The 12,203-nt window shown below is 64.5% G+C and carries 11 protein-coding genes; 5 read left to right on the top strand and 6 right to left on the bottom strand.

The genetic code is table 11. The features are described 5' to 3' along the window. Positions 1-172 precede the first annotated feature (172 nt). Complete coding sequence (gene lysM, locus AC1D34_RS00510) at positions 173-613, bottom strand: peptidoglycan-binding protein LysM (RefSeq protein WP_476823217.1); 441 nt, start codon at positions 611-613, stop codon at positions 173-175. A gap of 195 nt (positions 614-808) precedes the next feature. Between lysM and AC1D34_RS00505 the strand changes: the two genes are divergently transcribed. Together AC1D34_RS00505 and AC1D34_RS00500 are read left to right on the top strand one after the other, a co-directional pair. After that, complete coding sequence (locus AC1D34_RS00505; RefSeq protein WP_476823216.1) at positions 809-1,237, top strand: GlcG/HbpS family heme-binding protein; 429 nt, start codon at positions 809-811, stop codon at positions 1,235-1,237. A 126-nt stretch (positions 1,238-1,363) separates the two neighbouring features. Further along, positions 1,364-2,434, top strand: a complete 1,071-nt coding sequence (locus AC1D34_RS00500; RefSeq protein ID WP_476823215.1) for an NAD(P)/FAD-dependent oxidoreductase — start codon at positions 1,364-1,366, stop codon at positions 2,432-2,434. 196 nt (positions 2,435-2,630) lie between these two features. On the opposite strand, the gene AC1D34_RS00495 is transcribed toward AC1D34_RS00500, so the two are convergent. Both AC1D34_RS00495 and AC1D34_RS00490 read right to left on the bottom strand, forming a co-directional pair. Next, positions 2,631-5,087, bottom strand: a complete 2,457-nt coding sequence (locus tag AC1D34_RS00495; protein WP_441491539.1) for a hypothetical protein — start codon at positions 5,085-5,087, stop codon at positions 2,631-2,633. A gap of 168 nt (positions 5,088-5,255) precedes the next feature. Beyond that, the gene (locus tag AC1D34_RS00490) at positions 5,256-6,491 is read right to left on the bottom strand and encodes a urate hydroxylase PuuD (protein WP_476823214.1); all 1,236 of its coding nucleotides are present in this window, start codon (positions 6,489-6,491) and stop codon (positions 5,256-5,258) included. A gap of 171 nt (positions 6,492-6,662) precedes the next feature. Here AC1D34_RS00490 and uraH point away from each other — a divergent pair, with 171 nt between their 5' ends. Beyond that, on the top strand, positions 6,663-7,019 hold the full coding sequence (gene uraH, locus AC1D34_RS00485) for a hydroxyisourate hydrolase (protein WP_476823213.1): 357 nt from the start codon (positions 6,663-6,665) through the stop codon (positions 7,017-7,019). 122 nt (positions 7,020-7,141) lie between these two features. Further along, a complete protein-coding gene (gene puuE, locus AC1D34_RS00480) occupies positions 7,142-8,566 on the top strand; it encodes an allantoinase PuuE (RefSeq protein ID WP_476823212.1) in 1,425 nt (474 codons plus the stop codon). 6 nt (positions 8,567-8,572) lie between these two features. On the opposite strand, the gene AC1D34_RS00475 is transcribed toward puuE, so the two are convergent. Then, positions 8,573-9,334 (bottom strand): SDR family NAD(P)-dependent oxidoreductase, encoded by a 762-nt coding sequence (locus AC1D34_RS00475; RefSeq protein WP_476823211.1) that lies wholly within the window; start codon positions 9,332-9,334, stop codon positions 8,573-8,575. A gap of 162 nt (positions 9,335-9,496) precedes the next feature. Between AC1D34_RS00475 and AC1D34_RS00470 the strand changes: the two genes are divergently transcribed. Then, positions 9,497-9,634, top strand: a complete 138-nt coding sequence (locus AC1D34_RS00470) for a hypothetical protein (RefSeq protein WP_476823210.1) — start codon at positions 9,497-9,499, stop codon at positions 9,632-9,634. Positions 9,635-9,652: 18 nt separating this feature from the next. Here AC1D34_RS00470 and AC1D34_RS00465 read toward each other — a convergent pair whose 3' ends face one another. Both AC1D34_RS00465 and AC1D34_RS00460 read right to left on the bottom strand, forming a co-directional pair. Continuing rightward, the gene (locus AC1D34_RS00465; RefSeq protein WP_476823209.1) at positions 9,653-11,092 is read right to left on the bottom strand and encodes an SNF2-related protein; all 1,440 of its coding nucleotides are present in this window, start codon (positions 11,090-11,092) and stop codon (positions 9,653-9,655) included. Then, positions 11,089-12,060, bottom strand: coding sequence for a LysR family transcriptional regulator (locus AC1D34_RS00460; RefSeq protein WP_476823208.1), 972 nt, complete (start codon positions 12,058-12,060; stop codon positions 11,089-11,091). The genes AC1D34_RS00465 and AC1D34_RS00460 overlap by 4 nt, the downstream gene beginning before the upstream one ends. Between the last annotated feature and the right edge of the window lie 143 nt (positions 12,061-12,203).

Genomic DNA, 12,203 nt, shown 5'->3' with positions numbered 1-12,203 from the left:
TGACGGGCCATTCCCATAAGGAATGCCCTGTCTGCCTTATTGGTATGACAGATGAGCGCCAAAGCGCGGCTGACGCAAGAGCCGTCCGCTTGAAATTGACGCGGTCTCGACGAGCATCAGAGCGGCATGCGGGCCATCCCGCATGCCGTTGCTTCAGTAACCCGAAAGCGGATCAGGCCTTGGGCGGAATACGCAGCACCCAGYCGGGCATGATTAGGTCGGGATTCTTCACCGGCGGCGTATTGGCCTTGACGATCTCGGTGTATTTCGCGCCCTGCCCCTTGCCGTAATGCTCCTCGGCGATCTTCCAGAGCGTATCGCCCTTCTTGACCGTGTAGAACACGGCAGCGGGCGCTTCCTTCGTGACCGCCAGCTCGGACTCGACCTGCGCGACGCCCGTCGTGTTGCCGAGCGCAAGAATGATCTTCTCGGCCTCTTCGGTAGAAACCGCCTTGCCGGACACCTTCACCTTGTCGCCATCGATCTGGATATTGACGTCGGAGGGCAGCCCGTGCCCGGCCAATTCCTTCTGCAGAGCGTCGGGCGTCGCCGCCTGTGCCGAACCACCGAAGATCTTCGCACCGGCTTCCTTGATGAAACTGAACAGACCCATAGCTTATCCTCCAGTGTCGGGGCTGATATGAAGCCTGCTTGCCCCTGCAAGTTCAAGTTGAATTGCGTGATGCCGGCAAAGGGGGCGATATGCCGGCAGGTTTCACCATGACATGGCAGCTTGCGCGCTGCGGCAGCTTCCCTCCGTGCCCGCGGGCTGGCAAGAAGCTCGCGTCCTCAACGGAAGGCCCTTCCCATGCTTACCTTGGCCCAGGCCCAGACCATCCTCACCAACACGCTCGCCCATGCCGAGAAATCCGGGTTTAAACCGCTCGCGATCGCCATCATCGATGCGCGGGGGGCCCAGAAGGCCTTTGCGGCCCAGGACGGCACCAGCCTGAAGCGCGGCGAGATCGCATTCGGCAAGGCGCATGGCTCCGTGGCGCTCGGCCTCGGGTCGCGCGCCCTGCACAAGATGGCGCTCGACCGCCCCTATTTCATTGAAGCAGCAACCCATGCGGTCGGCGGATCGCTCGTGCCGGTCCCGGGTGGTGTGCTCATGCGCGATGGGGCCGGCGTGCTGCTTGGCGCAATCGGAATCTCGGGAGACACCTCGGACAATGACGAGGCAGCGGCCATCGCCGGGATTATAAGCATAGGCCTTGTTGCTGACACGGGCGCCTGAAACAGGAAATTCTTCTCTTTTCCGGCTACCGCCTACGCTTGGGCGGGGGTTTTCATTGCATCGCAGCAGGATTTGCTGCATCGGCTCCCGCGCATGGCCGCAGGGAACACCCCGAGGGAATTCACGATGAGTGCCGAAATTGCCAACGAGAACGTCGCTGAGAGCGAGGTCATCGAAACCGACGTCGTGATCGTCGGCGCGGGTCCGTGCGGCCTGTTCGCGGTGTTCGAACTCGGTCTGCTCGATATCCGCGCCCATCTCGTCGACATCCTGCCGAAGGTCGGCGGCCAATGTGCCGAGCTTTATCCGGAAAAGCCGATCTATGACATTCCCGGTTTTCCGATGGTCACGGGACAGGGCCTGGTCGACAATCTGATCGAGCAGGTCAAACCCTTCGGCCCGACCTTCCATCTCAACCAGATGATCGAGTCGCTCGAGCCGACCGGCACGGCGGAGGCGCCGCGCTTCCGGGTGCGCACCGATGCCGGCACCGTCTTCAACACCAAGACGGTGCTCGTTGCCGCCGGGGGCGGATCATTCCTGCCGAAGAAGCCGCCGATCCCGGGGATCGAGGCCTATGAGGGCAACAGCGTCTTCTACGCCGTCCGGAAGATGGAAGCCTTCCGCGACCGCGAGATCCTGATCGTCGGCGGCGGCGATTCCGCGCTCGACTGGACCCTGAACCTGCAGCCCCTCGCCAAGCGAGTGACGCTGATGCACCGTCGCGACGATTTCCGCGCTGCGCCGCATTCGGTCGAGCAGATGCGGGCACTGGTCGCGGACGGTAGGATGGATCTGAGGATCGGTCAGGTCACCGGCCTGAAGGGCGACGGCACCGCACTGGAAGCCGCGATCTGTCGCGACAGTGCCAATGAGGCCTTCGAGGTCTCCTGCAATGCCCTGCTGCCGTTCTTCGGGCTGACGATGAAGCTCGGACCGATCGCGAGCTGGGGGTTGAACCTGCACGAGAACCTGATCCCGGTCGACACCGAGAAATTCGAGACCAATGTGCCGGGCATCTTCGCCATCGGCGACATCAACACCTATCCCGGCAAGCTCAAGCTGATCCTCTCGGGCTTCCATGAGGCGGCGCTCGCCGCCCAGAAGGTGCACCGTTATGTCTATCCGGAGAAGCGGTTGACCTTCCAGTACACCACCTCCTCGACCAGCCTGCAGAAGAAGCTCGGCGTCGCCTGAGGGCTAGGCGAGGCGAAACCCGCAAGGCTTCTCCTCGAGCAATTTGGGTCCGGCGATGCGTTCGTGTCGCCGGACCTTTCCTTTGGGGGGCGATCTGACGCATCGGCCCGAAAACTGGATTGCGGTTTTCGGGAAAGCCGATCCAGACGCGGAAAGGATAGACCATCGGGCCTGATACGAAATCCGGTCCGATGATTTAGCGAACCAGGGTCGCAGTCTGCGGCGCTTGGCCGTGATCGCGGCTTTCGAACCAGCCGCCATCTTCATAGAGACGCGGATTGGGCGTCGGGCCGGATCCCGCCGCCACGCGCGGCTCGGCAGCCGAAGGCGCCTCCTCGGGCACGATCGGTTCGACGCGATCGCGCAGCTCCGCGATGGCGCCCTCGACCGGCTTGAAACTGAAGCGCACGGTATGCGTCCCCGCCGGCACCTGCACGGCGCGAAACAGCACATTCGCCCTCAGGATATCGACGTCCGCACCGTCGAGCTCCGCCCGCCACCATGGATGCCAGATGTCGTTGAGCAGGACGAAGCCAGGCTTGTCCGTCGTGACCGTGATCTCAACTTCGGTGTTCTGATAGCGCGTCAGCTTGACCTCGGCTTGCGCCGAAATCGGCCCTTCCGGCACCGCATCCGGCGGCACGCTATCGAGCAGCACAACCTGCTGCGGATCGATGTCGGGCCACTGGCCCGCAGATTTCATGCCGTCGAAGTCGGCAAGCTGCCACCCACCGACGAACATGGCGCGCGGCAAGGCCCGTGGGTTCTCGTAGATGTATCCATCCCCCGTGAAGGCGACGAGCTTGAGATCATCCGATTTCAGCGCGTGATCGACCTGGCCGATCGGAACCCGCGTCGCGATGTAGCGCAGGCCGAGGAGATCGGCGAGGCGGCAGCGATAGGAGGGAAAAAGCGGTGTGAACTTGCGCTGGTCCGGCGCAGCGATCGAGTCCCGCGTGCCGACCGCATCCGAGAAATCGGCCAGCCGCAACGGATTATAGCCGAGCGTATGGTCAAAGCCGTGAACCATCCCGACATTCGGCCATTCGAACCCCATGCCGAGCAACTCGACGCGGTCACGGCGTGGCGAACCGGCCGGCTGGGCAACCAGTTGCTTGAGAATGTGGACGGTCTCGTTCTTCGTCTCCTGACGGAGCACGTCGTAGAGCTGCGGCGACAATGCAGTCGAGTCGTTGGGGCCGTTATTGACGCCAAGATCCGCGCCGACGACGCCGGCGACCAGGAGCACGCTGGCGAGCGGCGCCAGCGCTCCGCGCCAGCGCGTCAGCACGACCAGGACCAGCCCCGCACCCGCAAACCAGAAGGCCGCCGACAGGCTCGGCCACCAGGCGTCGGCAAGGTGCCCCTCGCGCTTCGAGATGAACAAGGCCGCGGCGACGAGCGCAGCGACGACCACTCCGGCAAAACCGAGATCGCGATACAGTGAACCGAGACGCTCCTCGCTCAGAATGCGATGCAGCACGTATCCTGCGAGCAGCGCACCAAGCGCGCCGATCAGGAAGGTCGCATCGGCCGGGCGCCGGAAGACCTTCACGCCCGGCAAATACTCGTAAGTCGCCTGAAACAGCGGCGTGTAGCGCCCGAGCGCAAACAGAACCATGAAGACGAAGAGCAGCGTCAGCGGCCGGATGGCCTTGTCCCAGAGCCAGCCACGGCTCAGGCCCGGCGCGATCAAGAGCAACAGCGGCAGCGCCCCGACATAGACCTGCCCCATATTCTGCGACAGAAAGAGCTCCTTGGCATCCCAGGCCGGGCTGTAAGGGCCCCAGAAGTCCACGGCCGGATCGCGCGCGCCGAAAAGATCAGCCACGAAGGCGGTCAGCAGCGAGGCCGGATGCAGCGAGCCGCGCCCAGCTTCGATGAGATCGACCTCGGGACGAGTCGTCGCCTCGGCGAAAAGCCAGGTCCAGATCAGCGGCAGCAGAATCGTCGCAAGTCCCGCAACGCTCGCGACCGAAATCGGTGCGAGGCTCGCGCGGACAGCGGCCCAGCCGCCGGAGAACCAATGCGCGACGACCATGCCGATCAGCACATAGGCGCCCAGCAGCGCCACCTGGTCGGGCTCCAGCACCATCATGCCGGCGGCAAAGCCGGCAAGCGCGCCAGCGCGCAGCGACGAGCGCTGAAGCATGCGCGCCGTCAGCCAGAAGGCGATCGCAAAGAATGCGAGACTCGCGATCTGGCCGACATGCTGCACACGCCAGGCAGCCGAGGCGCCAAAGGCGAAGACGAGCGCGGCAAGCAGGCCGCCAGCCGGGTGCCAGCCGCGATCGCGGAAGAACATCAGGAAGGCGAGCCCGCCGGCGAGCAGGTGCGCCAGCACGTAGGCATCCACCATCCGGAAGCTCGGCGATGGCGTCAGCAGCGCGAGCAGGATGGCGGGCGAGAAGATCAGGGATTGCGGATCGGCAACCTGTGGCGAGCCGCCGAAGACATTATGCGTCCAGAATGGCGACTGGCCGCTATGCAGGGCCTGGGCGAGAAACTGAATCTGGGCCTGGAAATGCGCCTTGGCATCGAAGGGAATCGTGACCGCCCCCGAAAGCCAGGGCCAGCACAGGATGCTCCACGCACAAACAAATCCCAGGGCCGCCAGCCAATAGCCGGCGACCTGCCCTTCAAACCGCTTCACCCGGACCCCCAAGGTCCCCCGGCACGGACGGCCCCGTTGTGGGAACCTTCTTCCAGCCCAGTCAGTATTGCTGACCTTGCCAAGGCCCACGTGAACCGAAACTGAATGGGTTCACATTTTCGTGCGCCGGTCGAAAACAGGCTGAACGCATTCGAAAGCCCGGAGGCCTCAGCGCTGCGCGGCGAGCCAGGCTCCGAGCGTGCGCCGCTCTGCATCCGTCATGCCGGTCAGGTTATTGGGCGGCATGGTATGGGTCATCACCGCCTGTGTCCGGATGGCGCGGGCCTGAACGGCGATCCKCTCCGGCTCATGCAGCCAGATTCCCTTGGGCGCGATCTGGATGCCGGGCCAGGATGGCTCCGGCGCGTGGCACATGGCACAGCGCCCGGTCACGATGTTAGCCACCTCGGCGGGCGGCAGGTTCATTCCCGCCAGAAGTGCCGGCCTGGCCGGCTCGATAGCCTTCAGGCCGAGCCGTTCGCGCCCGCCCGGAGACGATGCCATCGCCAACCAGAAGGCGAGCCAGAGCGCAACCAGTGCAACGGCCCAGGTCCACCACGGCGATTTCGCGTGGTCGGCATGGCGGACATTGTAAAAATGCCGGATCAGCGCGCCGGCGATGATGATCAGCGCCACCAGGGCCGGGATGATCGCCGAATTCGCATAGGTGACGGGGTAGTGGTTCGACAGCATCAGGAACAGCACCGGCAGGGTGATGTAATTGTTGTGCGTCGAGCGTTGCTTGGCCTGCTTGCCCAGTCGCGGATCGGGCTTCTCGCCGGCCGTCAATGCGGCGATGACCTTCCGCTGGTTCGGCATGATGATGAAGAAGACATTGGCGGTCATGATCGTCGCCATCAGCGCACCGGTATGGATCAGCGCGCCGCGCCCGGAGAAGACCTGGCTGAAGGCGTAGGATGCGGCAACGACATAGCCGAAGCCGAGCAGGCCGAGCACGACCTCGTTCTTGCCCAGCGGGGACTTGCAGAGCCAGTCATAGAACAGCCAGCCCAGGGCCAGCGCGGCAATGCCGATCGCGCCCGCGGCGAAGGGCGATAGCGCCATGACCGCCGGGTCGATCAGATAGAGTTCCGACTGAGCGTAATAGACCCAGACCAGCAGGAAGAAGCCCGAGATCCACGTCCAGTAGCTCTGCCATTTATGCCAGGTCAGTTCCTCCGGCATGCGCGGCGGGGCGACCAGATATTTGCGCATCTCGTAGAAACCGCCGCCATGCACCTGCCAGGCACGTCCTCCCTCACCTGCCGGGATATCGGCCTCGGGCCGCAGGGACGCGTCGAGATGGATGAAGAAGAAGGACGCGCCGATCCAGGCGATCGCCGTGATCACATGCAGCCAGCGCAGCAGCATGCCGCCCCATTCGAGCAGATAGGCGTCAAGCATGGGAAATCCCCACTCCCCGAGGGCGCGCAATTGATTGACAGGGCCGAATCCGGGATGGAACCTTCATGATGCGTCCAGACTAGGGTTGGCCTTTTTCCGAACGCAAGCTTCGCCACGAGCAGCACACAGCATCAGCGGCTCGGCCGGCGCATTTTCAAGGGATTGGATGGGATGGGACGCCTCTCGACGCATGTGCTCGACACGGTCAATGGCAGGCCCGCCGCGGGTCTGACACTTGCACTCGATCGCCTGACGCCCGATGGCAAGCGCGAGCGCATCATCGAGACCACGACCAATGCCGATGGACGCACCGACCAGCCTTTGCTCACCGGAGAGGCCGTCCAGCCCGGCACCTACGAACTGACCTTTGCGCTCGGTGCCTATTTTCGCTCGCTCGGCACCACCATGCCGGAGCCGGCTTTCCTCGATGTCGTGCCGATCCGCTTTGGCATCGCTGACGCCGAAGGCCACTACCATGTCCCGCTCCTGGCCTCGCCCTGGAGCTACTCGACCTATCGCGGCAGTTGAGGCATCGGCCCCGAAAACCGGATTGCGGCTCTCGGTAAAGCCTACGCAACACCGACATCGCCGCCCTGCCCCAATCCCTGGCGCCTCCCGCCACGTCAAGATCACCCTCGCGAGCACCAGCCATGAGCGACCACACCTACCCCCGCGACCTCGTCGGCTATGGCCGCAATGCCCCCCATCCGCACTGGCCGGGCAATGCCCGCATCGCCGTGCAGTTCGTGATCAATTACGAGGAAGGCGGCGAGAATTGCATCCTCCATGGAGACGCGGCCTCGGAGGCCTTTCTCTCCGAAATCGTCGGAGCCGCGCCCTGGCCCGGCCAGCGCCACATGAACATGGAGTCAATCTACGAATACGGCTCGCGTGCCGGCTACTGGCGGCTTTGGCGCATGTTCACCGAACGCCGCCTGCCGGTGACGGTGTTCGCCGTTGCGAGTGCGCTCGCGCGCTATCCCGAGATCGTCACATCGATGAAGGAGGCCGGCTGGGAAATCGCCACCCATGGGCTGAAATGGATCGACTATCGCAGTCTCCCCGCCGAGCAGGAGCGCGCCGATATCGATGAGGCGATCAGCATCCAGCGCGCACTCACCGGCGAAAGACCGCTCGGCTTCTACCAAGGGCGTTCATCCGAGAACACGACGCCGCTGATGATGGAGGAAGGCGGCTTTCTCTACACCGCCGACGCCTACGCTGACGAACTGCCCTACTGGATCACCGGACCGAAGGGCCCGCAGCTCACGGTCCCCTATACGCTCGACGCCAACGACATGCGCTTCGCCACGCCGCAGGGCTTCAACACCGGCGAGCAATTCTTCACCTATCTCAAGGATTCCTTCGACACCCTCTATGCGGAGGGCGACGAGGCGCCGAAGATGATGTCGATCGGGCTGCATTGCCGGCTGGTCGGCCGTCCGGGCCGCGCCGCGGCGCTGGCTCGTTTCCTCGATTATGTCCGCAGCCATGATCGCGTCTGGGTCGCGACCCGGCTCGATATCGCCCGCCACTGGATCAGGCAGCATCCGCCGGCCGGAGGTTACCAGCCATCAAAGCTCCCGAAAGCCCTTTTCGCCGAGGTGTTCGGCCGGGTCTGGGAACACTCGCCCTGGGTAGCCGAAGCCACCTATGACGCCGGTCTCTCGGCCCGCGAGGACAGCGCGGAAGGCCTGCACAGGGCAATGGCGAAGGCGATGCGCTCCGGTTCGCGCGACCAGCAGCGCGCGCTTCTCCTCGCCCATCCCGATCTTGCCGGGAAGCTTGCCGCCGCCAAGGAACTGACTCCAGAGTCGACGATCGAACAGGCCTCGGCCGGCCTCGACCGGCTGACCAGCGACGAGCGCGCACGCTTCACAGCGTTGAACGAAGCCTACAAGGCCCGCTTCGGCATCCCCTTCATCATCGCAGTCAAGGGGCTCACCAAGGATGAGATCGTCGCTGCCTTCGAGGAGCGCCTGAAGAGCACCCCGGAGCAGGAATTCCTGACCGCGCTGGTCCAGGTGGAGAAGATCGCGCTGCTCAGGCTGCGGGATCTGTTGCCGCCGGGCTGAATGGCTCTACAGCCCGCTGACCAGATGGCCGCCATCGACGGCAACGACCGAGCCGGTCATGAAGCGGGCGGCGTCTGAGCATAGCAGCAGGAATGGGCCGTCGAGATCGGTGAGATCGGCGGCGCGGCGCATCGGGATGCGCTTGATCAGCGCCTTGCCCTCATCAGTCTCGAAGAAGGCGCGATTGAGATCGGTGACGACATAGCCCGGTGCCAGCGCGTTCACCCTGATCTTGTGGCGCGCCCACTCCAGCGCCAGCGCCTTGGTCATCTGGACCAGTCCAGCCTTCGAAATCGCATAGGGCGCGACGCTGAGCGCCACGCGCTCGGCGAGGATCGAGGCGATATTGACGATGGCGCCGCCGCTTTCCTGCTGTGCCATCAATCGCGCCGCCGCCTGTGCGGCGAAGAAACAGCCCTTCAGATTGATATCGAGATGTGCATCCCATTGCACCTCGCTCAGGCTCAGCGCGCGCTCGGGATCGGCAACGCCGGCATTGTTGACCAGCAGATCGAGGCCGCCCATTGCAGCCTGCGCCTCCGGGATGCCGGTCTCGATCGCCGCGACCGATCCGATGTCGAGCGCGAGCGGCATCACCTTGCCCGGCAATCCGGCGCAGGAACGAGCCAGCTCGGACAACCGGTCGAGGCGGCGCGCAGCAGCAACGACATGCGCACCCCGCGCCGCGAGAAGCCGGGTGAAATACTCACCGAGCCCTGAAGACGCACCGGTCACCAGCACGCGCTTGCCCTGCAGATCCTCGAACATGCCGCTTCCTCACCGCTCCTCGATGCAACGCGAAGGGACACCGCCGCGATGCAAGGGTCAACCGGCTGATAGATGCCCACCCGCGGCGGCGAACCGTGCTGCGCTGCGGAACAGGCCGGTCTCGCCTGCGTTCTGAACAAGGGTTCGGCCAGGAGGGATCACATGTTCCGGATTCTATTGATCATCGCCGTGATCGCTATCGGCTTTGACGCTGTCGTTCATCAGGGCGCCTATACCCGCGAGATATGGCTGGGCCTTGTCGGCCTGACCAACTCCCTGCTGGGCAGCGTCAAACAGTGACACCTGGTTGCCGTGCATTCAGGCCGCGGCTCGCTCCTCGACGAGGGACGCGATCGCATCCAGCATCTGCGTGTCGTCGCCGGCCATTCCGTCCATCGCCGCCATGCGGATTATGACGGTGGCCGCGACCGTCTCCTCCACCGTATCCTCGGCATAGGCATAGAAGATCGTGGCGTGCTGACCGTCGCGATGGCAGCGGCCTTCGATCTGCTGCAGTTGAATCGCGCTGTGTCGCATGTCGTGGACGACCAGCGACCGCTCGCGCTCGCCGCCTGCCATCTCGCCGCGATGCAGGGAGATCGACTCCGTCACCGTAAAGACGACGACGTCGAGCGCCCCGGTCTGGAAGGCAAGCCGCGTCTCTTCATTGGCCTGCCCGGAATGCTCGCCATTGATCTCGCCGACCTTCCAGCCGCGCCCGCGCAGCATCTCCGTCAGCATCGCGCTGGTCTCGAGAAAGGCGACGGAGATCGCGACCTGTTCGTCATTGCCGAGCAGGTCTTCGACGAAATCGGCGGTGCCAGGAATACGCAGCAGGCTCGCCTTCTGGCGGAACCTGAGATCGGCCGCCCAGCCGGCCGGCTTGCGTGTCGAACCACCGGCCAGGCCGAGCTCCCGCCGGAACTCGCGCCATGTCGCGTCGTAGAGGCGCCGTGCCGGCGCATCCAACGCGATCGGCGCCAGCTCACGCTGCACCTCTGGCCAGCCGGCGATCTCTTCCGGCCGCCGGCGCAATCCGATTGCGTTCTCGCCCCGGTACAGCAGATCCGACATGAGCTTCCGGTCGGCCTCGTTCGACTCCCAGCTCCAGTTCTTCCAGCGCCCCTTCGCCCGGCCAATCTTCAGGCGCTTCATCAGGGCGCGAAAACCGTCGAGATCGGCGCTCGGAGCACCGGCGGCCTGGGCCAGCAGCGATCCGAGATAGGAGAGTTCGTGCGGGGATTGCCCCGCCGTCGCGCTCATATAAATCGCGAAGCGGGCCGCCGCGGCCATCTGGCGGCAGACCAGTCCCTGCTGCGAGTTCGGATTGCGGATGCGATGCGCCTCGTCGATCACCACGATCGGCCAGACCCGCTTCGGCGTCCCGAGCTTCGCGAGCTCGTTGTTCTTTGCCCGCGTCGAGCGCTTCTTGCTGTCGGTGGGGGCTGCGAGCAATGACTTCGTCCGCTCGAAATTCATCAGCGTGATCTTCTTCGGCGGCAGGCCGGAATGCGCGATGGTGCGCCGCCATTGTGGGATCGCGCCCTTGGGGCAGATCACCAGCACCTCGTCCTCCGGCATCGCGGCAACGGCGAGCCAGGCCGAAAGCGTCTTGCCGAGTCCGGTCAGATCGCCGAGCAGGAAGCCCGGCTTTCCAGCCGCGCGCGCGGTAAGGATCGCATCGCGCGCGACAAGCTGGTGCGGGTGCGGGATCATGATCTCCGACGGCGCCACGCCTCTTCCGGTCGGCTTCGTCATGCTCCCTCGGCTTCCCTCGCTTCGGCAGGTATGGCCGCCTGCCCGGCCCGCGGCGTCGCCGCTGCAGCCACGGCGTCGGCCGCCTGCAGTTCCGCGATCAGCACGGTGATGAAGTTCGTCACCAGCCGCGGCAGCACACGGCCCGACATGGTTTGCACTTGCAGGCTGCGCGGCGGCAACTCGCCATCCCTGAGCGGCAGCGCGACCACCGAGCCATCGCGGACCGAGGCGCCGAAGGAGATGCTGCTGGCGAACATCACGGCACCGCCGAGCTTGCAGAGATGTCTGAGGCTCGCGACATTGGTCGTGACCAGAACCGGGTCGACGGTCAGGCCCCGCGCCGAGAAGTAGATATCGACGATCCTGCGCACCGTCGCCTCGCCATCGAGCATCCCGATCGGATGGGCGAAAATGTCCTCGATATGGATCGGCGTCTTGGTCGCCAGCGGATGATGCGGCGCAACGAAGGCATAGGTCTGGGCCGCACATTGCCAGTTGATCGTCACCCCGCGCTCCGGCTGTAGCACGAAGGTCAGGCCGATATCGATCGAACCGGTGCGGATATGCTCGGTCACGACCTGAGGCGATATCACCTTGAGATCGAAAGCAACATTGGGGTGGAACTTCCGGAAATTGTAAATGACTTCGGGGATGAAGCTGACGGCAAAGCCCTCGGTGACGCCGAGGCGGATCAGGCCCTTGCTCGCGCTGCGCAACTCGCGGATTTCGTTGACGATCTGCTCGCTCTCGAGCTCGAGGCGCTGGGCATAGGCGGCAAGCGTCTGGCCGGCCTGGGTCAGGATCATGCCGTGTGAGCGCCGCTCGAACAGGCCGGCGCCGAGTTCCTTTTCCAGATTGGCGATCTGTCGGCTGACGGCCGAGCCGGCAACGCGCAGCCGCTGCGCCGCGGCGCTGACGGAACCTGTTCGCGCCACGGCCAGGAAATATCGCAACGCCGGAGTTTGCATGATCGGGCTTTAGCGATGCTTTGCCGGTTCGGCAATGATCCCTTCTATTCATTCTTATGGCGGCAAGCGCTTTCCTTAGGCAGATTTCAAACTGCATGCAGAGCGACGGATGACCGTTGCCGCACGTGGCTACACCAAGACGA

The sequence above is a fragment of the Allobosea sp. P1_A7 genome (assembly GCF_056406775.1).
This window is presented reverse-complemented; position numbering and strand designations above follow the sequence as displayed.